Genomic DNA, 20099 nt, shown 5'->3' on the forward strand with positions numbered 1-20099 from the left:
GCGAAGACGGTTGGCTCAACCCGCGGATTATCGGTGAGTGCTTGAGCCGGGAAAGAGGGCGCGCAGGAACGGTTACTCCCAACGGCGAGCGCCCGAACCCTCCATGCCTAACGCATCGGACGGGTTCTGCAGCGTGCACTCCTTCAAGCTGAGGCACCCGCACCCGATGCACCCGTCGAGGTCCCGGCGGAGATGCTCAAGAGAGGCGATCCGCGCGTCGAGCTCCGACCGCCACAGCAGGGAAAGCTCCGCCCAGTCCCGCTTGTTGGGCGTCCGGCCCTCCGGCAGCGAATCCAACGCCGTCCGGATGTCCTTCAACGGAATACCCACGCGCTGCGACACCCGGATGAACGCCACCCGTCGCAGCGCATCCCGGCGATACCGCCGCTGGTTGCCCCACGTGCGCTCCGACGAAATCAGACCGTTTCGCTCATAGAAATGAAGGGCCGACGTCGACACCCCACTACGCGCGGATAGCTCGCCGATACTCAGGACGTGATGCGGCAGGGACACGAGGAACTTTCGTAGAGGGCAGACGGATTGACCTCAACCATAGTTGAGGTTCTACGGTTGCGTCCATGACATCAACTGCCGCCGCCCCGCGCGAATCCGCCGGTACTTTTGGAATCCTTCAACCGGCCTTCCGCTGGGTCACCATCGGCACGTTCGCGCTCGTCTTCCTCGGAGCGTTCGAAGCCCTCGCCGTCACCACGGTAATGCCCCTCGTCAGCCGCGAACTCGACGGCGCCGCCCTCTACGCCCTCGCGTTCGCCGGCCCCCTGGCCACCGGTGTGATCGGCATGGTCGCTGCCGGCAACTGGTCCGACCGCCGCGGACCCTCCCTTCCGCTCTACACATCGGTCGCGGCGTTCGTCGTAGGCCTCCTGATCGCTGGCCTTGCCGCCACCATGCCGGCCCTGGTTGTCGGCAGGCTCATCCAGGGCCTCGGCGGCGGCGCGATGACCGTGGCGCTGTACGTCGTCGTCGCACGCGTCTATCCGCCGACCCTGCATGCCAAGATATTCGCCGGGTTCGCCGCCGCCTGGGTACTTCCGTCTCTGGTAGGTCCATTCGCCGCGGGACTCGTGGCAGAGCTGGTCAGCTGGCATTGGGTGTTCCTCGGCGTCATCTTTTTGGTCATCCCCGCACTGATCATGCTCGTCCCGGCGATGCGCGGCCTTGATTCCGTGCCCGACTCCCCCGTCCCCTGGAACTTCGGCCGTCTCGGTTGGGCCGCACTCGCCGCAGCGGCGGTCCTCGGGTTGAACCTCTCCGCCGAGGTTCCGTCCGTCGGTGTGCTGCTCGCCGTCGTCGCGCTCGCGGTTGCCCTCGTCGCTGTTCGACCGCTGGTGCCGCGCGGCACGCTGAGCGCCCGGCGCGGCCTGCCGAGCGTCATCCTGGCCCGTGGCCTTGCCTCGGCGGCGTTCTTTGGCGCGGAGGTGTATCTCCCCTACCTGTTCATCGAGCGTTACGACTTCCCGCCTGCCCTCGCCGGCCTGACCCTCACACTCGGGGCACTCGCCTGGGCCGGAGCGTCCGCCGTCCAAGGGCGCATGGGCGACCGGTTGCAAAGCACGACGGCGGTGCGCGCCGGAGCCGCGCTGGTGCTCGCCGCCACAGTCCTTGCGCTGACGACGGCGCTCCTCACCTGGCCGGCCGCCGTCGCCATCGCCGGGTGGGTCCTCGCCGGCGCGGGTATGGGCGTGATGTACCCGAGGCTGAGTGTCATGATGCTCGCGCTGTCCACCCCGAAGACCGAAGGATTCAACAGCTCGGCGCTGTCCATTTCCGACTCGCTCGGCGGCGCGTTGGCCCTCGCCATCACAGGGATCGTGTTCACCACGCTGACGACGGCGGGGGCATCCTTCGCGGGCGTCTTTGCGCTGACGGTGGTGATCGCCGCCGCAGCGGTAGCTATTGCCCCGAGGGTCGCTCCTTCTGCTGAACAGCTACCCCAGCAGGGTGCCGCCGAGATTGAGGGAGCATCGGTGTGAAAGCGGTCAGCCAGCTACTTTTCGCCGGCCCGGAACGCCTTGTATTCGACGGCCGGAACGCACAACGCGAAGGGACCAAGCCGGGCACCCCAATGGAACCGGACGCTACTTCTTCGCCGCGACCGACTCCGTCATGAACTCCGCCACCACCCGCTGGGAGATAGCTACGTCGAGGACGAAGACGCCGTCGTCGTTCCCTGCCAGCCACTCCTTGAGGGCACCCAGGTCCGCGAGGGTGTGAGCCTTCGCGCCATCCGCACCGAGGGCACGCCCAACGGCAGCGAAGTCCACCTCGTCGATGAGCATCGCCGCGTTGTGGAGGCCCTTCACCGCGTACTGGTGAAGCTCGGCGCCGTAGGCGGAATCGTTCAGGACGATCAGCACGCCGCGGCGGGTGGCGCGGAGGAAGGTCTCGAAATCGGCTAGTCCCATGAGCCCGCCGCCGTCGCCGCTGAACAGCACCGTGGTGCGTTCCGGCCGCGCCACCGAGACGCCCGCAGCGGACCCGAATCCGAGCCCGATGGACTGGAACGCCGTACCGACCAGAATCATGGCCTGCGGATCCGGCACCGAAAGGTACATCGGCGCCCAACCGATGAAGTGGCCGCCGTCCATGACCACCGAGCGCTCCTTCGGAAGGATGTCTTCGAGCGCAGCGACCACGGCTCGCGGATTCAGGCGACCATCGGGGCCGAACTCCACGGGATCCTCGATGGGGTGCGCGGACCTGAACTCCTCGCCCGCAACCTCAGGGATGCTCTCACGCCAGGGCTTCGACGCCGGCTGCACCCGATCCAGGAGGCCGTCGACGAAAGACCCGATGTCGGACCGGATGTAGTCCACGGTAATCGGGTGGGACTCCTGCGGTTCGTTGTCTACGCGGATGATGAGCGTCTCCGGCGGGAACAGCGTTCCGTAGCGCGTCTGGAAGATGTTCATGCTCGCACCGACAACCAGTACGACGTCGGCCTTCCGCGCCACCGCGAGCCGGTGGCGCCGGGTGAACCCGCCGGCTACGCCGAGGTCCCATTCGCTGTCGAACGCGTTGATCGCCATGACGGACGTCATGAACAGCGCGCCAAGGCGGTCACCAATAGCTCGCAGCGGAGCAGCCGCATCGGCGAGAACCACACCGCGGCCGGCGATGACCACTGGGCGCTGCGCTGCGGCAAGCAGCCCGGCCACGCGGTCAAGATCCTCCGCTTCGGGCGGCCAGACGGCCTTCGGAGCCAGCGGTTCAAGTGGCTCGGGTTCCGCAAGCGGCGCGTTCGCAAGGTCATAGGGAATGGCCACGATCACGGGCTGAACGGTCCGCAGCGCCAGGTCGAAGGCGCGGTGCGTGATCGCTTCCGCGTTGCCGGGACCAGCTACGAGCGTGGTCACGCCGACGGCCTCGGCGGCTTTCAACTGGTCGATGTCAAAGTTTCGCCGACCGCTGGCCGGTGCATCCCCCACCACGAGCACCAGCGGGATCCGGGCTATGCGCGCCTCCGCCAGGGTTGTATACGCGTTGGTGAAACCGGCGCCGTAAGTAGTGGTTGCCGCAGCGACACCACCGGTGGCCCGGTGATACGCATCGGCCATGGCGACGGTTGCCGACTCATGCCGCGCCGACGTAAATGGGAAACCGCGCCTGGTGAGGCGGCTGATCAGGTATACATTTCCGTTGCCCATCAGGCCGAACAGGTGCCCGGCCCGCTCCGCGACCACATCGGCCACCGCGGCGGAAACGTGTCCTTCGTCCGGCAGCGGCTGGGATCCTCCAGCTGGCTCCGGCTGAGGCGTGGGTATGCTTGCGCTCGTCATTGCTTGTGCTCACTCCTTCGTGTTCGTCGTGAACAGGGTATGCGGTCCAGCTGCACTACGGCGTATCGCAAAGTATCTGACGAAGGAGCTGTCTCCCGCTGTTGTGGCGGCGTCCGCGGCCTACTCTTCCGTCGCTTGGCGCAGAATAGCTGCGATCTCTTGGAATCCTAGGGACGTGGCCTGCTGCAAGGGCGTCAGACCATCGCCCTTGGAGGGAAGCTGAACGTCGGCACCGCCTTCGACGAGCAGCTGCACGGTCTCCACGTACCGGGCCGATCCATCGCCATAGACGATCGCCTCGTTCAGTGCAGTCCAACCCACGTTGTTGACGTGGTTAACTTCCACGTCCGTCTCCAGCAACCTCCGCACCACGTCCGCGTGGCCACGCTCCGCAGCGCGGATCAGGGCGGTGCCGTTGTAACTGTCGTGGGCGTGGACGTCCGCACCGTTGCTTAAGGTCAGATCCAGGAGCTCGACGTAGCCCTCACTCGCTGCGATGAGGAAGGCGCTTTGTTGGGTCTCGTCCTCGTAGTTGACGTCAGCGCCGGCGTCGATGAGCCGGCTAGCTTCGGTGACATTGTTGTCCCAGGACACCGCGATCAGGTTCTGATTCAGCGCGATCAGTTCGCCGGGGGCGAGCGACTTGGCAGTAGCCGATGGCCTGCTCAGCGACGCGCTGGGCGCGGTCGACGGACTCGGGGTTACCGACGGGCTCGGGGTGCTGGACGGGCTCGACGTTATCGACGGGCTCGCGGACCCGGAAGGCGCCTGTTGCGTTGGACCGGACACCTCGCCGTTGCCGGTGCAGCCGGTCATCAGCAGCAGCCCGGCAAGAACACCACACCGTAGGAGGGCCCTCACCAGGACGCCCGCCGCGGGATCACCGAGGTGGCACACCAGAACTTCATCGGGAATATTCCCATGCCTGCCAGCATACCGAGCCACGCCTCGGACAACCTAGGGTTGAACAGTGACAGACGTCGGTAGTGACCGCCCGCGCGGAGGCCTCGTGGCCATGTGCATCGCGCAGACAACCAGTTGGGGCCTGCTGTACTACTCCCTCCCGGTGGCATTGGTGCAGATCAACCGGGACACCGGGTGGTCGATACCCGCGATGACCGCCGCGTTTTCCGCTGGACTGATCATCTCGGCATTCGCTGGCGTGCGGGTGGGTAAGATGCTCGACCGCACCGGCCCACGCCTGTTGATGGTGGTCGGCAGCATGATCGGAGTGCTCGCCCTGCTCCTGGTCGGCGCAGCTCCAAACTTCGCGGTGTTCGCTGCCGGCTGGGTGATAGCGGGGTTCGCACAGGCGGCTGTGTTCTATCAGCCGGCGTTCATTGTCATCACCCGCTGGTACGGAACCCGGCGGGTCCGCGCCCTTACCACCCTCACCCTCGTGGCAGGCTTCGCGTCGACCATCTTCGCTCCGGTCACCGCGGTCCTGGTCGAGAGTCTCGGTTGGCGTAATGCCTACCTCGTCCTCGCCGTAATCCTCGCGGTGGTGACCCTTCCCCTGCACTGGTTCTTCCTGAACGCCCGATGGTCCGCGCGGCCCAGCTCCCCTACAAGCAACCAGCCGCAGGACACCAGGACCGTCTCAAAGAGCCGCTCATTCCTCCTGCTGCAGATCACCATGTCCCTCTCAACGCTCGCCCTATTTGCCGTGACGTTCAACCTGATCATCCTGTTTGTGGAACGCGGCATGAGCTATCAAACCGCCGCCCTGGCGTTTGGGCTCATTGGGGTGGGGCAAGTCATCGGCCGGGTCGCGTACGCCCTGCTACCCTCCGGGATCTCCGCAGTACGGCGAACGGTGGTGCTCACGGCCGCCGGAGCCGCGAGTGTATGGGCGCTGGCCCTGGTGCCCGGTCCGCCCGGCCTGCTGATTGTCGTCGCGGTGGTCGCCGGAATGGTGCGTGGCTGCAACACGCTCCTCCAGGCAACAGCCGTCTCAGACAGGTGGGGCACACAGAACTTCGGCGCACTGCAGGGGATCTTCGCGGCGCCGGTCACCGTAGTCGGCGCGCTCGCCCCAGCTGCGGGACCGGCTCTCGCGGCCGTGCTCGGCGGCTACCCGCTCATGGCTGTCTTGATGGCAATCCTGGCGACGGCCGCCGTCGTGACCGCTGCCCGCACCTGAGCGAAACCATTACGACTCTTTGACGGGCCGCCACTCCGAACTATAGGGTCAAGAAAACGTTTTCTGGTATTCCTAGAAAAGAGGACCGTGAGACGCGACGCACCGGAGCAAGCACCTCCCGGAATGGTCCCAACGGTTGGCGTGGTTGCTTACGGCGCCGGCGATATAGCGAACAGCATGACGTTCAGCACCATCGGGATGTTCCTGCTGGTCTATTACACGGACGCCGCGGGCATTCCTGCTGCTGCAGCCGGAACAGTCCTGCTTCTGGGAGGGCTCTTCAACGCGTTCACCGATGTGTTCGCCGGAAGAATGGCGGACCAGAACCGCCGCCTCCGGATGGGCAAGTTCCGTCCGTTCCTCCTTCTAGGTGCGGCACCGCTTGTGCTCTGTGCCGTGGTGTTCCACGTTCCGTCGCTTGATTCATCCGGCAAACTGCTCTACGCCTACATCTCCTATTTCGTGTATTGCCTGGCCTATAGCCTGGTCAATGTTCCGTATGGTGCCTTGGCCGGCGCCCTGACGCAGGCTCCCAGGGGCCGCGCGCGGCTCGCCAGTGCTCGAACAGTCGGCGGTCTCTGCACCGGCGCCTTCCTTGGAATCCTCATCGCTCCCCAGTTCGAGAGCGGCGCGGACATCCAGGGCATCATGACGGTCCTTACTGTGGGCTTCGCGATCGTTGGAACGTTCCTGTACCTCTTCACGGCCCTGTCGACGCGGGAACAGATCCCGCAGTCGAGCCCGAATCTGTCACTGCGGCAGGCTGTCACGGTGCTGCGAAGCAACGGACCGTTGATGGCCCTCTGCATCAGTTCGCTGCTGTTCATGACCTCCAACGTGGTGACCAACACGGCGAAGCTTTTCTACCTTCGGGATGTTTTTCAGCGACTCGACCTGTTCGCCGTCGTGGCGGCCGCACAGGTGGTCATCACCCTTGGTGCGGCAACGGTCATGCCGCGCCTGGTCCACAAGTGGGGTAAACGGACGGTCTATGTTACAGGCGGTCTCGCCGGTGCTACCGGCGGTATCCTCGTGTTCGCGGTGCCGGATGGGATCGTCTGGATAGCCCTCGCGGGCATCATGTTGAGCTTGTTGGGAGCAGCCGTCATCAGCATGTTGATGTGGACGCTCGTGGCAGACACCGTCGAGTTTGGGGAGTGGCGCAGCGGCCACCGCACCGACGGCACCAATTACGCCCTATTGTCCTCCACACGGAAAATCGGAATGGCTCTCGGCGGCGCGCTTGCCGCTTTCGCTCTGGCGTGGGGCGGTTACGAGGCTGGAGCGGCGACCCAGAGCGCCCAGGCTGAACTTGGCATCCGCATCGCCGCTGGTCTGGCTCCGGCCCTCATTCTCCTACTCGCCCTCGTGGCCATGCGCTGGTACAAGCTCACCGACGCGGCGCACGCGGAACTGGTGCTGGAAATCGAGGACCGCCGCGCGAGGCAATAGGCGCGCCGGGAGTCCCGACGCTCCTATTGCCCGGCTAGTTCTGCCGCAACAGCGCGTACCCAAACGACTCCAGGTGCACCTTGTCCACGGATTCCCCACTCAGCAGATCGGTCCCCGCAACCTCGATCGCGACGCCATCAGCGCCGTGGTTGATCACGGTCAGCACGTCGCCGCGCTGGGCGACCTCGACCGTCTCGGGCAGCCCGTCCAGAACCGGTACGACGCCGGCACCCGCGAACACGTGCGCGCTCACCAGGCGGGCGCCGTCGTCGTCGGGCAGTGTCGCAAGGTAGTAGGCGCGGCCCGCGCCGGACGAACGAGCAGTGAACGCAGGCATACCCTCGGTCCGGCCGCCGCTGAAGGTGGCAAGCACCTCGGCGTCGGTGGCGGCAATCTCCTCGGCGAGGAATTGCCCCTCGAAGTCCGATCCACCAAGCGAAACCGGCGCCGAACGCTGTCCCGGTCCGGCTGAGTCAGGGGCAACCAACGCGCCGAACTCCTCCACCGACACACCCAGCACGGGGCCAAGCTGGGTCAGGAAGCCGCCCTCGCGGAAGCGGTCGTTTTCGTCGACCACGTCGCTGAACGCGGTGACAAGCAGGTGCCCGCCACCCTCCACAAAGCGGGTCAGGTTGGCGGCACCCTCTGAACGGAGCAAATACAACTGCGGCGCGATGACCACCGCATACGAACCAAGGTCCGACGTCGGCTGCACGAAGTCCACCTGCACGTGCTGGCGGTGGATCGCGAAGTACCAGCGCTGCACGCAAGCAACATAGTCAAGGATCACGGGGTGGTCAGGGGCCTCGATGGCCCACCAGTTTTCCCAGTCGAACACGATCGCAACCCGTGCGTCACGCGAACCGGCCGGCAGGGTAGGGAGGGAGCCGAGCTCCAGGCCCAGCTGCACAACCTCACGCCACGTCCGCGTGGACGTTCCTGCGTGCGGCAGCATAGCCGAGTGGAACTTCTCCGCACCGGCGCGGGACTGCCGCCACTGGAAGAACAACACGCCATCGGCGCCGCGCCCAACCGACTGCAAGGACAGCGCGCGCATCTGGCCAGGAGCCTTGGGGGCGTTGGTCGGGCGCCAGTTCAACGCATTGGTGGACTGCTCCATCAGCAGCCAGGGAACCTCGGGCTTGAAGGAGCGGATCAGGTCCCGCTGGAAGGCGCCGGCGCGGAAGCTCTCGGCGTCGTTGGGGTCGGGGTAGCAGTCGTCGGAGATGACATCCATCTCGGCAGCCCACTCCCAGTAGTTCCCGGGCTTGAAGGCACCCATGAAGTTGGTGGTGACCGGCTGCGTTGCCCCGGCGGCACGGATGATGTCCCGCTCCATCCGGTAGCACTCGAGCAGCATGTCGGACGTGAAGCGCCGGAAGTCGAGCAACTGGCCCGGATTGTGGCTGTATGGAGCCTTCCGCGGCGGGAAGATGTGGTCGAAGGACTCATAGTGCTGCGCCCAGAACCAGGTGCCCCACGCCTCGTTCAGCGCGTCAAGCGAGCCGTACTTCTTCTGCAGCCACCCGCGGAAAGCATCCCTCGCGGAGTCCGAGTAATCCAGGTTCAGGTGGCACCCGTACTCGTTGTTCACATGCCAGAGCACCACCGCGGGGTGGTCCACGTACCGTTCCGCGAGCCGCTGCACCAGAGCCGCGGCAAGACGACGGTACGACGACGACGACGGCGCGTAGTGCTGCCGGCTGCCATGCCAGTAAGGTGCACCGTTCTCGTCCGCCGCGAGGATGTCCGGGTAGGCGACAGTCATCCACGGAGGAGGCGACGCCGTCGCAGTCGCGAGGTCGACGGCGATTCCCGCCTCATGCAGCAGGCCAATCACCCGGTCGAGCCACTCGAAGTCGTACACATCCTCAGCAGGCTGAATCCTTGCCCACGCGAAGATCCCGAGGCTCACCATGGTGACCCCGGCCTCCCGCATGCGCTCGATGTCCTCAGGCCAGACTGATTCCGGCCACTGCTCAGGGTTGTAATCGCCGCCGTAATGCACGGTGGGGTGTCCTTTCGGGTGGGTGTTCAAAACCTAACGCTTGCGCTCGCGTTCCTTCACGACGAGCACGGCAAAAACAAGGCAACCAAGTCCCGGCACCACAAGCGGCGGGAGCTGCCAGGTCACTACGATCGCGAGGACGACGGCGACCAGCAGGGGCACGATGGCGCCGGCATCAGCGGTCAAACTCCGGAAACCCTCGCGGATGGCCTGGCGCCAACCCGCCTGCGGTGTCCAGCGAACCGCTGACTGCAGCAGCGCGAGGATGAGCACGGTCAGGGCAAGGAGCGCGAAGCCGAAAATCAGGGGCCAGCCCGGGAGCAGCCGTGACCCGGCAATCACCAGGTTGATGAGCAGGACGGCGGCGAGCGCCGTCGTCACCAGTCCCACCAGCCAGCCGGTGCGGAGCGCAGACAGGAAATCCGCCCACCACTGGCCGAGCGTGGAGCGCTCGGCCAGCAGGTAGCGGTGCAGGTGGCGGGTGGAGGCAGCGATCGCGGCGGGAAGCGTGATGATCAGCAGTCCGCCAGCGACGGTGAGGATTCCCATCCACAGCACTTCGGCGAACAGCGCGAACTTCCCCTCGGCACCCGGCCACTTGAGCTGGGTGCCGTCGGGAAGTTCTCGCTTGCGGCTCAAACCACGCGGTTCACGCTGTCCGCGAAGGCTGCGGGCTGTCATCCCTTGAGGCCCTGGGTGGCCACACCGGCCACGAGGAACCGCTGGAAGATGATGAAGAACAGCATCACCGGTAGGAGTGCAAGGACCGAAATCGCTACGGTTGCGCCGTAGTCGGAAGCACTCGATTGGTCATTGAATACCCGCAGAGCAAGGGGCAACGGGTAGTTGTCCGGTGAGTTCAGGTAGAGCAGCGGGCCGAGGAAATCATTCCAGCTCCAGATGAACGCGAAGATCGAGGACGTAATCAGTGCGGGTTTGATCAGCGGGATAGTGATGGACCAGAAGACCCGCCAGTGTCCACAGCCGTCAATGCGTGCGGCCTCATCGAGTTCCTTGGGCAGGTTACGGATGAACTGGACCATGAGGAACACGAAGAACGCCTCCGTGGCCAGGAACTTTCCGATCAGCAGCGGGAAGAAGGTGTCGATCATGCCGAGGTTACGGAAGATCATGTACTGCGGAATGATCAGCACGTGGAACGGCAGCAGCAGGGTGCCGATCATCATGGTGAAGAACAGTGGACGGCCCTTGAATTCCATACGGGCAAACGCGTAGGCCGCCATGGAGGAGGAGATGACCGTGCCGATCACAGCGCCGATGCCGAGGATGGTGGAGTTCCAGAAGAACTTCCAGGTGGGGATACCCGCAACGCCTTCCATCACCTTGACGAAGTTGTCGAACGTCGGGTTCTCGGGGAAGAAGGTCTGATTCGCACCAAACTCGGAGCTGGGCTTGAACGACGCCGAGATCATCCAGATGAGTGGGTAGAGCACAAGGGCGGTCAGCAGCACGATTCCGATGACCCAGGCGACCGTCGATGCCGTCTTCCGTCGCGGCTGGCGGCGCTTCCTGGCTGGCTGCACCGGTGCAGTCGGTCCATTGGTTATTGGCACATTAGTCGCGGTCACTTTGTGTCACCTCCGTAGTGCACCCAGCTCTTTTGAGTGCGGAAAAGGATGAATGCGAGGAGCCCTACGGCAATCAGGAGCACCCAGGCCATCGCTGATGCATAGCCCATCTGGTTGTTCGTGAAGGCCCGGGTGTAGAGGTAGACGGTGTAGAAGTTCGTGGCGCCAGCCGGGCCGCCAGTGCCCGAGCCGATGATGTACGCCGAGGCAAACACCTGGAATGCACCGATCATTTCGAGCAGCAGGTTGAAGAAAATCACAGGGGAAAGCATCGGCAGAGTGACGCTGATGAACTTGCGCCATGCCTTTGCGCCGTCCACAGAGGCGGCTTCGTAAAGCTCGGCCGGGACCTGCTTCAGGCCGGCCAGGAAGATGACCATGGGGGCGCCGAACTGCCAGACCGCGAGGAGGATCATCATCGGCATGATGAGCGTGGGAACGCCTATCCAGCCGCCGAGGTTGATGCCGAACAGGCTCAGGCCACTGTCCACCGGACCATCCGAGGAGAACATTGCCCGCCAGACGATCGCGATGGAGACCGAAGCTCCGATGAGGCTGGGTGCGTAGAACGCGGACCTGAAGAAGCCGGTGCCTTTGGACCTGAAGTTCAGAAGCATCGCGACAGCGAGTGCGGCAGCCAGTTTGATCGGTGTACCGACGAGGACGTAGATCAGGGTGATCTGAACCGAACCCCAGAAGACTTCGTCACCGGCCATGCGCTCAAAGTTGCCGAGGCCGGACCACTGCGGTGAACTGAAGAGGTTGTAATCGGTGAAGGCCAGGTAGAGCGAGAACAACATGGGGCCCAGCGTCAGGGCGAACAGCCCAATCAACCAGGGCGAGAGGAACAGGTAACCGGCGAGGTTGTCGCCATTACCTTTGCGCCTGCGGTTGGAAGACCCACCCGTCCGGCGGTTGCCCGCCGGACGAGTGCCGGATTCGGCGGTATTGCGGGTTTGTGTTGGCGCGTGCGCCGATCCCGTGGTCATGAACTGCTCCTATACTGCGGTCGGATCGAATCAGCTGCCGAGCGTAACGGCGGCCTCATCGAAGAACTGCTGTGCTGCTTCCTCAGGAGTGATGGCGTCGAGGCCAATCGAGGTCCCGAGGGTCAGGAAGGTGTTCTCGAGCGAACCGTAACCAACTACAGGTGCTGCTGGGGGCTCACCGATACGGTCAGCAACCGAGTCGAGGTATTCCTTGACTTCGAGTTCAGGGCCTTCAAGCGCTGCACCTTCGAGCGCCGTTTCCGAAGCAGGAACGCCGAGCGATGCTCCGAAGATCGCGCCGACCTCGGGGCTGTTGATCAGGAACTCAACGAAGGCAACCGCAGCTTCAGGGTTCTCGGTCCCAGCGGATACCGCGTGCAGCATGGACGGCTTCTGGTAGAGGTCCTTGGCTGAGGGATCGTTGGTCGGAGGAGCCAGGATGGTGAGATCCTCAGCTCCGGTGTCCGCGAGGTAGCCACCCATGAAGTTGGACCAGGTCATCTCACTGGCCGTGAGGTTCGACCCGAAGCCCGACTTGGGCAAAACTTCTTCCAGCTGGCGGGCCGGGATGGTCACGTTTTCACGCAGGTCCTGGGTGCTGCTCCAGAATTCGGCCAGTTCTTCCTGGGTGAAGCCGAGCTCGCCCTCTTCGGTGAAGAGTTCGCGGCCTTCCTGGCGCAGCTGCAGTTCGAAGTTCTGGATGCGACCCGTGTAGTCGGTTCCGCCGTAGACCTCGCCGCCGGTCGCTTCCGTAACGCTGGCCATGTAGGCCTCGTAGTCTTCGTAGGAGGTGCCGCCTTCGTACCCTTCGACGCCGGCCTGCTCAATCAATGCCGGGTTCTCGAAGAGCGACCAGGCGTTGTAACCGGTCGGAACGCCGAGCGTCTGGTCCTCGAGCTTGCCGGTAGCCATCAGGGTTTCGTCGATGGAGTCGGTGGTCAGCCCGTTTCCCTCGAACCCGCTCAGGTCGAGGAGCAAACCGTTCTCGCCGTACTGGCGAAGGTAGCTGTAGTCGAACTGCATGACGTCGGGGAGACCGCCACCTGCAGCCTCGGTCTGGCGCTTCTCCCAGTAAGCGGGGAAGTCCATGAAGGTTCCGTTGACGTCGATGTTCGGGTTGGCTTCCTCGAACAGGGCGATCGCCTCGTTGTAGCGCTCTGCGCGATCCTCGTTACCCCACCAGGTGAAGTTGAGGGTTACTTCTTCGTTGGGGTCGGGGGTGCCTCCGGCTTCCCCTCCGCCATTTCCTCCACATGCTGTCAGCATGAGGGCTGCAGCCATTGTGACTGCTACGCCGGACCCGGCGCGTCGTGAGAGCTTATTGAACATCTTTGTCCTCCTGGGAACGGCTCAGAATTGAGATGAAGCTCTTTGGTCCGCTGGTACTGTGGTGTACCTCACGGGAAAGCGCTCTCCATAGAGACTAAATTGAATCGTCTCAATTTGCAAGGCTTACTCCTAGAATAGTGTGATCCGTGATACATCCGAGACCTTTCACGGACACATCTCGGACACGTTCTCGAAACCTTTCCCCTACGTAACAGCGAAGGATACCGATGCCGCAGTTCGACCTTCCCCTTGATGAACTTCAGCAGTACCGTCCGGAGCGCACCGAACCCTCGGACTTTGACTCGTTCTGGGAGGCCACTCTCGCCGAAGCCGCGACCTTCGATCTGGACGCACGCTTTGAGAAGGTCGACGCCGGCTATAGCGAGCTCGTCACCGAGGACGTAACCTTCGCCGGCTACGGCGGCCATCCCATCAAGGGCTGGATGCTACGGCCGCGCTCGGCAACCGGCCCGCTTCCCGCCGTCGTCACGTATATCGGATACGGCGGAGGCCGCAGCCTCCTCGGGGAGTGGACCGCTATCCCAAGTGCCGGCGTCGCGCATTTTGTCATGGACCTGCGCGGGCAGGGGGCAGGGCACCGCAGCGGCGATACGCCGGACCCTGGGGTGAGTGGTCCCTTCCTCGGTGGCCACCTGACTCTGGGCATAGACTCGCCGGAGACCTACTACTACCGGCGGCTGTTCACCGACGCTGTGCGCGCGGTCGAGGCGGCACAGGCCCACCCGTTCATCGACCCTGCGCGGGTGTTGATCTCGGGCGGGAGCCAGGGTGGCGCCATTGCGCTGGCTTCGGCTGCGCTCTCCCCCACGGTGCTTGAGCATGCGCCGCTTGCGGCCATTGTGGATGTACCGTTCCTGTCCCACATCCGGCGTGCGACGGAAATTGTCGACACAGCTCCCTACGGAGAGCTGGTCCGGTTCCTCGGCGTACAGCGCGGACGCGAGGAGGAAATCTTCAATACCCTGGGCTATTTCGACGGCGTCAACTTCGCCTCCCGCGCCAAGCTGCCAGCCCTCTTCTCGGTGGGCCTGCTCGATGACGTTTGCCCGCCGTCGTGCGTGTACGCGGCCTACAACCACTACGCCGGGCCGAAGGCCATGAACGTGTTCCCTTACAACGGCCACGAGAACGGCGGCGCGGCCCAGGCCGCAGAGCACATCCGGTTCCAGCGGGAGATCTTCGCTTCGGCGTAGCGCCGCGTGCTGAGGCAACGAATCCGTCACTTTACCGCAGACGGGGTTGTCTCCACACAACGGACCTGCGCCTAGGCAGCGGATCCGTTGGCGAGGTGCAGTTGGAGGCGCCGACCGCGAGGGGCACCTCAAGCGGCTTAAAACAGACAGGGCGGGCCCGGCATACGCCGAGCCCGCCCTGTCTTGCAATGACCCCGGAGCTACCGCACCATTCCGAGGACCGTATTCGCGCCGTTCCCGAGCACCGCGCGGGCGGTGTCGCTTACGACGTCGGGCTTCTTGCCCTGGTTGAGGAACTTCACGAACTTGTCCATCGCCTTACCGACGTTGGTGGTGTTGCCCTGCTCGACGGCGGCCTGAGCCTGGGCGAGCGCGGCCTGCAACTGCTTTGCTACCGGACCGGACACATCGCCGCTGGCGATGAGGGCGTCAAGCGTACGCTGCAGGTCAGCGACGATGCCTGGCGTCCACGCGTCCGGTACCGGCACCTCCGAGAAGTCCATGTCCGAGGCAAGGTAGTAGCTCGTGTAGGACGGCTGGTTGTAGGAGGTGTTCTGGCGAGCAACCTCTGCGCGGTACTGGGGATCGTGCATCAGCGTGGTGAGCTTGTGCTCAGTAACCTCGGTGCTGAGGTACACGCGGATCGCCGAGCTGTCAGCCGTACGGACAAACAGCTCCTCACGCCAGTCGCCGAAGGCATCTGCCACAAGCGCGGGGTTGCCCTTGGTTCCGTTGTTGGTGCGCGTTCCTTCGGCGGTAAGCAGGCGGCCACGGGTCCAGTCGTCGATGGTCGGCGTTGCGTTGCCGGAGCCGTTGACGATTTGCGTGGTCATGTCTGCTGCCCACTTGATGCTCTGATTGGTGCCTGGTGTGCGGGTGTCCAACTGGTCGCCGTCGGAACTCAGCAGACCGGACCCGAGCGAGCCGTTAGGCATTCCTGCCCACACTTCAATGCCGTCGACGTCGGCGCGTACGTCGCCAATCATGCCGCGGCCGGTATCCCGGCCGGAGTAGGCGCCGTGAAGCACCTCACCTGTGGCGGCGTCGCGCATTGCCGAACCGTACGGTGCAAAGCGCCCGCCTTCATGTACGGTCCACATCTCCAGTCCCGGGCGGTTTGGGTCGATGTCCGTCACATGCATTGCGTCACCGTGACCCAGACGTGCCTCGGTGCCCGGCGCAGCGCTGGCGTCCGGCATGGTGTCGAACGAGCTGTAAAGGAGCGAGCCGTCGTCGTCGATCGTCGCAGCGCCGTAGACGATTTCCTGCCGCCCGTCGCCGTCGACGTCCGCGGCACTCAGCGAGTGGAAGCCCTGCGTCGTGATCGAGCCGAACTCGGGGTCGGTTCCGTCCCGGCCGTGAGGTCCGTCGTTGAACGGGTTGGTCATCGGCGTCCAGCCGCTGTCCACGTCCCAGACCTTGGAGAGGTTCTTGCCGTCCCAGTTGTAGGACACCAGCGTGGTCCGGGTGTAGTAACCGCGGGCAAATACCGCGGAGGGCCGCTGCCCGTCCAGGTAAGCAACGCCCGCGAGGAAGCGGTCCACGCGGTTGCCCGGCTCGATGCGGGACATGGCGTAGTCGCCCCACATGAGGCCGTCGTCGTGCCGTCCAGGCTCATAGTCGACGGTCTGGAGCTCTTCGCCCGTTGCGCCGTCGAACACTGTCAGGTACTCGGGGCCGGTGATGATAAAGCCCTCGAACGCGCGCAGGTTGTTGCGCCCGCTGCGGCTCGGTGCGTAGACGTCCATGAAGTAGTCGGCCATGGAGCGGGCATCGGCGTCGGAGAGCGGGTAGTCGTGGCGCGGCTCGATACCGAAAGCCTCCTCGAGGGTTGCAGGCCAATTTCCTGCCACAACCTCGGGGTGCTCGTGCCAGGCCTTGAACATGCCGACCACGTGCTCGTAGTAGTCCGGGGCGCTCATGCGGTAGTCGTCTTCGTTCGAGAAGCCGGCTTTGACGTCTTCCTTGGGCATGGTGATGAACTCGGGTTCGCCCGCGACGCCGTCGGTGTAGGTGGTGACCGTGGTGCCAGGCGCGGTCTTCATCATCATCTCGGTGCGGCCGTCGCCGTCGAAGTCGTAGACCATGAACTGCGTGTAATGCGCGCCCGAGCGGATGTTCACGCCGAGGTCGATGCGGTGCAGCAGCGACCCTTCCATCGTGTACGTATCAACGTAGGTGTTGCCGGTATACCCGACCTGCGAGACGTCCTTGGAGTTGGATGGCTCCCACTTGACGACGTACTCGTAGTCGCCATCGCCGTCGGCATCGCCGAGGCTCATGTCGCTCGCCGCGTAGGTGTACGGCTCGCCTGCGGGCGTAACGCCGTCGGCCGGTTTCTGCAGCGGGATGTCCGTATGGCCCTGCGACCATGGGGTCACCTCAGCGCTGCGGCTGAGTTCCACACCGTCGACGACGGCGGCAACCTGGTAGGTTGCGCCGGCTTCGGCCCCGGCGTCGAGGTAGTTGGTGCTGTCTGTGACCGTGGCGACCTTCTCGCCGTTGCGGTAGACGGCGAAGTCGGAGCCGGTCTGGCCGGTGGCGTTGGCGCCGGTCACCTCGGTGGCCAGGAGGCGCCAGCTGAGGAACGTTCCCTCGGACGTGCTGGCGGCGACCAGGCCTCGGTCGAGGTGCTCCAGTTGGATGCCGAGTTGAGCGTCCTGCTTGGTTCCGTGAGCGGGGGCCGCAGCGGCAGGAACGCCGCCACCTCCCGCGATCAGGGCGACACTCAGGGCAAGAGTTGCTGGGACGGGGATGTGGCGAAAGCGCGGAGTCATCTTTGAATCCTTTCAACGGAAAACGCTTTCTCTACCGTAGGGGAAGTGACGGAGAGAGGTCAAGGGTTGATTTTGATGCCGTGCGGGCTGTACCGGCTGGTTGGGGTGTTGCCCCCTACCTCGCAGGATCGATCGATATCTTCATCTGCACGCGGTAATCGGGCGCACTGGACCGAATCGATCGAAGATATGGGGCCAGCCGAGACCGGCTTCCCTAAACAGGAGAGCAACCTGGACACGGCCGGTAGCAGGCCGGTCAGCGTAGAGCAGTACTCCCCTCACCTCGTCCGGGTTGCTCACCGTCCCGTCCGTTCCGGCCAGTCCGCCATGCAGCCTCTGAAACAATGAGGGTTCAATGTCTCGCCAGCCGCCAAGGGGCACAATGCAGAACCCGCTCATGCCAACCACCTGGGAATGGACCGTGACCGCGCTGGCGCTTGCCGCGCTCGCACTGGCGGTTGCCGCCGTCGTAAGCCTTGCCCGCAACCGGCGCTACACACCGGTTCAGCGACTGCTCTGGTTGCTCGTCATCATCGCCGCGCCGATTGTTGGCGCCCTTCTCTGGCTGACGGTCGGGCGTACTGCCCCCGCCCCGGGCAACGCGCAGGTGAGGTAGTGAACGCACAAAACTCGCCACCGACGGACCAGTGGTTCGAGGACAATCGGACTAATTGGGATGATCGGGGCGCTGAAAAGCGTGTTATCTGCGCACTCAACGGAGGGGTGAAACTATAACGCATCCACCGGAGCGTCCCGGTCGAAGCGCAGCACGCCGTCGTCGTCGACCCACAGCCGCGCCCGGTGCAGCTCCGAACGCCGCATCGCGCCCGCCTGCCCTTCGACGTCGTTGCTGCCATCCCACTCGGGATGCGTGAAGTAGAAGGCCACCGCGTCCTCGCCGCGAACGACGACGTCGGCATGGCGCCCCACCTGCCGGTCGTCCGGGTGTGTGCCGGAAGCGTCCAGAACGAGGCCCTGCGCGGACCATTCGACGCCGTCGTCGGACCGGTAGACGCGCTGCCCGCGCCACTCGTCGACGATCATCCACAGCGAGCCGCCGAGCGCGAAGACATTCGGCCCCTCATGCGGATCGCCGCCGATCACCTGGCCATCAACACTCCAGCTGTCCCAGTCGGAGCTGACCGCGGACCACGTGGTCGAACCATCGGCCTCGTCCTTGTACCAGAGGCGTAACAGGCCGTCGGGCGTGCGGGCGACGGCGGCGTCGATCACATACTGGGAGCTCAACTTGAGGAAGCCGCGGTGCTCCCACCGCTCAAGATCGGCGCTGACCAGGTGCGCGATGCGCCGCTCATGCCCAGCCCAGGAGGATGGAACGCCGCGGATCCACGACAGGTACATGTGGTACTTCGACCCGTCCCACACCACCTCCGGCGCCCAGTGCGTGTTGACGCCCTGTGACCCGGCCGGATCCAGACCGTCAACGACGCCGCGGTAAACCCAGCGGGCGCCGTCGTCGTCGGACACGGCAATGCCGATCCGTGAACCATGAACCCATTCGACGCCGGCACCTGAATCCGCGGGCCGGCGCTGGGTGTAGAACATCCACCACTGGCCGGTCTGTTCGTTCCGGATGACCGCGGGGTCGGTGGGGCCGCCGAGCGGGTCCCGCAGCAGCGGCGCGCTCACCGAACCGGGCGGAGATCGGTGACAGGGACCTGCATGCCACCCCGAAACTCGGGCGCCGCGAGCTGCGCGCGGGTGACCGGAGCCCCGCGGCCGGCGGAAGCGTACAGGGCAGCGACAATCTCAATCGCGCGGGTTGCATCGGCGGCAACAGGCGGCACGTCCGAGCCGGTTTTCAGCGAGGTGTACACCTCGCTCAAGAGTGCGTCGTGGCCGCTGGGCACCTCGACGTCGGGCAGCGCCCAACCTGCGGCCTGCGCGGAATCAATGTGACGCGCCGGGGTGATCTTCCAACTCGCGTGGTTGTGCCCGTAGAGATGCTCGAGCTCGATGGTGGCGTGCTCCGTATCGATGCGGATCAGGCTTGATTCCCGCGGTGCGAGCACCGTCGTCAGCACAGACGCAACAGCCCCGCTCTCGAAAACCACCACACCACAGGAGGTGTCCTCCGTCTCCACATCCCGGTCCAGGCGGAACAGTTGACCGCTCGCGGAGTTCCACTCCCCCAGCAGGTAAGCGAGCAGGTCGATCTGGTGAATCCCGTGATTGAGCGTGGTCCCGCCGCCCTCGGATTTCCACGTTCCGCGCCAGTCCACGTCGAAATACTCGGCGCCGCGGTACCAGTGCGTGTGGCAGATGGCGGTGAGTGGCCGGCCGAGCTCACCCGCGTCGAGCAACCGCTTCACGTGCGCCGCCGCAGTGCCGGTGCGCTGCTGGAAGACGACGGCGAGCTGCCGCCCGGCTTCCTCGGCGGCCGTCTGCATCGCGTCGACCTCAGCCAGTGACAGCGCTGGCGGCTTCTCGACGACAACGTGGGCACCGGCGTCGAACGCGGCCTTCGTCTGGCCTGCGTGCCCGGCAGGCGGAGTGCAAACGTGCACGACGTCGGCGGCCTCCTCCGCGAGCAGCTCCTCCAGGGTGCCGTACCCGGCGGGGATGCCGTGGCGCTCGTTGAAGCTGTCGACGCGCTCCTGGCTGGGGTCCGCCGACGCAACGAGCGTGACGCCGTCGATCTTCGCCAGCGCCTCAGCGTGCAGGTGCGCGACTGCGCCGGTGCCGAGGATTACGGCGCGGAGGTTCGGGGTCATTTTGGTGCTCCTTCGAGCGTCTGGGCTGGATCCGTTGCCTGGCTGCACGTTCGTTGTCTCGAT

Annotated in this window: 16 protein-coding genes; 5 read left to right on the forward strand and 11 right to left on the reverse strand. The window is 64.8% G+C overall.

Features of this window, described 5'->3' with window-relative positions:
- Positions 1–72 precede the first annotated feature (72 nt).
- Positions 73–513 carry a redox-sensitive transcriptional activator SoxR gene (gene soxR, locus ACWA1U_RS02550; RefSeq protein ID WP_463723779.1) on the reverse strand — a complete coding sequence of 147 codons (441 nt, stop codon included), beginning with the start codon at positions 511–513 and terminating at the stop codon, positions 73–75.
- A gap of 65 nt (positions 514–578) precedes the next feature.
- Between soxR and ACWA1U_RS02555 the strand changes: the two genes are divergently transcribed.
- Entirely contained in the window at positions 579–1994 is a 1416-nt protein-coding gene (locus ACWA1U_RS02555; protein ID WP_463723780.1) for an MFS transporter, read from the forward strand.
- Positions 1995–2099: 105 nt separating this feature from the next.
- Here the strand turns inward: ACWA1U_RS02555 and ACWA1U_RS02560 are convergent, their stop codons facing one another.
- A complete protein-coding gene (locus ACWA1U_RS02560) occupies positions 2100–3800 on the reverse strand; it encodes a thiamine pyrophosphate-binding protein (RefSeq protein ID WP_463723781.1) in 1701 nt (566 codons plus the stop codon).
- A gap of 120 nt (positions 3801–3920) precedes the next feature.
- Positions 3921–4745 (reverse strand): ankyrin repeat domain-containing protein, encoded by an 825-nt coding sequence (locus ACWA1U_RS02565; protein WP_463723782.1) that lies wholly within the window; start codon positions 4743–4745, stop codon positions 3921–3923.
- 25 nt (positions 4746–4770) lie between these two features.
- Here ACWA1U_RS02565 and ACWA1U_RS02570 point away from each other — a divergent pair, with 25 nt between their 5' ends.
- Together ACWA1U_RS02570 and ACWA1U_RS02575 are read left to right on the forward strand one after the other, a co-directional pair.
- Positions 4771–5943, forward strand: coding sequence for an MFS transporter (locus tag ACWA1U_RS02570; RefSeq protein WP_463723783.1), 1173 nt, complete (start codon positions 4771–4773; stop codon positions 5941–5943).
- An 87-nt stretch (positions 5944–6030) separates the two neighbouring features.
- Positions 6031–7395, forward strand: coding sequence for a glycoside-pentoside-hexuronide (GPH):cation symporter (locus ACWA1U_RS02575; protein ID WP_463723784.1), 1365 nt, complete (start codon positions 6031–6033; stop codon positions 7393–7395).
- A 34-nt stretch (positions 7396–7429) separates the two neighbouring features.
- Here ACWA1U_RS02575 and ACWA1U_RS02580 read toward each other — a convergent pair whose 3' ends face one another.
- From ACWA1U_RS02580 to ACWA1U_RS02600, 5 genes are read right to left on the reverse strand one after another with little or no spacing between them, the layout of a single operon-like run.
- Complete coding sequence (locus tag ACWA1U_RS02580) at positions 7430–9433, reverse strand: beta-galactosidase (protein WP_463723785.1); 2004 nt, start codon at positions 9431–9433, stop codon at positions 7430–7432.
- 3 nt (positions 9434–9436) lie between these two features.
- Complete coding sequence (locus tag ACWA1U_RS02585) at positions 9437–10084, reverse strand: hypothetical protein (protein WP_463723786.1); 648 nt, start codon at positions 10082–10084, stop codon at positions 9437–9439.
- Positions 10081–10992, reverse strand: a complete 912-nt coding sequence (locus ACWA1U_RS02590; protein ID WP_463723787.1) for a carbohydrate ABC transporter permease — start codon at positions 10990–10992, stop codon at positions 10081–10083. The genes ACWA1U_RS02585 and ACWA1U_RS02590 overlap by 4 nt, the downstream gene beginning before the upstream one ends.
- Positions 10989–11981, reverse strand: a complete 993-nt coding sequence (locus ACWA1U_RS02595; protein ID WP_463723788.1) for a carbohydrate ABC transporter permease — start codon at positions 11979–11981, stop codon at positions 10989–10991. Before ACWA1U_RS02595 ends, ACWA1U_RS02590 begins: the two co-directional genes overlap by 4 nt.
- A 30-nt stretch (positions 11982–12011) precedes the next feature.
- The gene (locus tag ACWA1U_RS02600) at positions 12012–13310 is read right to left on the reverse strand and encodes an ABC transporter substrate-binding protein (RefSeq protein ID WP_463723789.1); all 1299 of its coding nucleotides are present in this window, start codon (positions 13308–13310) and stop codon (positions 12012–12014) included.
- 227 nt (positions 13311–13537) lie between these two features.
- Between ACWA1U_RS02600 and ACWA1U_RS02605 the strand changes: the two genes are divergently transcribed.
- Positions 13538–14524: an acetylxylan esterase gene (locus ACWA1U_RS02605; protein ID WP_463723790.1), complete on the forward strand. Its 987-nt coding sequence runs from the start codon at positions 13538–13540 to the stop codon at positions 14522–14524.
- A gap of 200 nt (positions 14525–14724) precedes the next feature.
- On the opposite strand, the gene ACWA1U_RS02610 is transcribed toward ACWA1U_RS02605, so the two are convergent.
- Positions 14725–17301 carry a rhamnogalacturonan lyase gene (locus ACWA1U_RS02610; protein ID WP_463723791.1) on the reverse strand — a complete coding sequence of 859 codons (2577 nt, stop codon included), beginning with the start codon at positions 17299–17301 and terminating at the stop codon, positions 14725–14727.
- Between the two features lie 382 nt (positions 17302–17683).
- Between ACWA1U_RS02610 and ACWA1U_RS02615 the strand changes: the two genes are divergently transcribed.
- The gene (locus ACWA1U_RS02615; RefSeq protein ID WP_463723792.1) at positions 17684–17917 is read left to right on the forward strand and encodes a PLD nuclease N-terminal domain-containing protein; all 234 of its coding nucleotides are present in this window, start codon (positions 17684–17686) and stop codon (positions 17915–17917) included.
- Between the two features lie 113 nt (positions 17918–18030).
- On the opposite strand, the gene ACWA1U_RS02620 is transcribed toward ACWA1U_RS02615, so the two are convergent.
- Both ACWA1U_RS02620 and ACWA1U_RS02625 read right to left on the reverse strand, forming a co-directional pair.
- Entirely contained in the window at positions 18031–18951 is a 921-nt protein-coding gene (locus tag ACWA1U_RS02620; RefSeq protein ID WP_463723793.1) for a family 43 glycosylhydrolase, read from the reverse strand.
- Positions 18948–20036: a Gfo/Idh/MocA family protein gene (locus ACWA1U_RS02625; RefSeq protein ID WP_463723794.1), complete on the reverse strand. Its 1089-nt coding sequence runs from the start codon at positions 20034–20036 to the stop codon at positions 18948–18950. The genes ACWA1U_RS02620 and ACWA1U_RS02625 overlap by 4 nt, the downstream gene beginning before the upstream one ends.
- Positions 20037–20099 lie beyond the last annotated feature (63 nt).

This window comes from Arthrobacter sp. TRD_SC_6 (genome assembly GCF_055361185.1).

What these genes read in the sequence shown, in the direction of transcription:
- ACWA1U_RS02555 (WP_463723780.1), top strand. Translation starts at nt 579, where the DNA reads ATGACATCAACTGCCGCCGCCCCGCGCGAATCCGCCGGTACTTTTGGA.
- ACWA1U_RS02560 (WP_463723781.1), bottom strand. Translation starts at nt 3,800, where the DNA reads ATGACGAGCGCAAGCATACCCACGCCTCAGCCGGAGCCAGCTGGAGGA.
- ACWA1U_RS02585 (WP_463723786.1), bottom strand. Translation starts at nt 10,084, where the DNA reads ATGACAGCCCGCAGCCTTCGCGGACAGCGTGAACCGCGTGGTTTGAGC.
- ACWA1U_RS02595 (WP_463723788.1), bottom strand. Translation starts at nt 11,981, where the DNA reads ATGACCACGGGATCGGCGCACGCGCCAACACAAACCCGCAATACCGCC.
- ACWA1U_RS02600 (WP_463723789.1), bottom strand. Translation starts at nt 13,310, where the DNA reads ATGTTCAATAAGCTCTCACGACGCGCCGGGTCCGGCGTAGCAGTCACA.
- ACWA1U_RS02605 (WP_463723790.1), top strand. Translation starts at nt 13,538, where the DNA reads ATGCCGCAGTTCGACCTTCCCCTTGATGAACTTCAGCAGTACCGTCCG.
- ACWA1U_RS02610 (WP_463723791.1), bottom strand. Translation starts at nt 17,301, where the DNA reads ATGACTCCGCGCTTTCGCCACATCCCCGTCCCAGCAACTCTTGCCCTG.
- ACWA1U_RS02615 (WP_463723792.1), top strand. Translation starts at nt 17,684, where the DNA reads ATGCAGAACCCGCTCATGCCAACCACCTGGGAATGGACCGTGACCGCG.
- ACWA1U_RS02625 (WP_463723794.1), bottom strand. Translation starts at nt 20,036, where the DNA reads ATGACCCCGAACCTCCGCGCCGTAATCCTCGGCACCGGCGCAGTCGCG.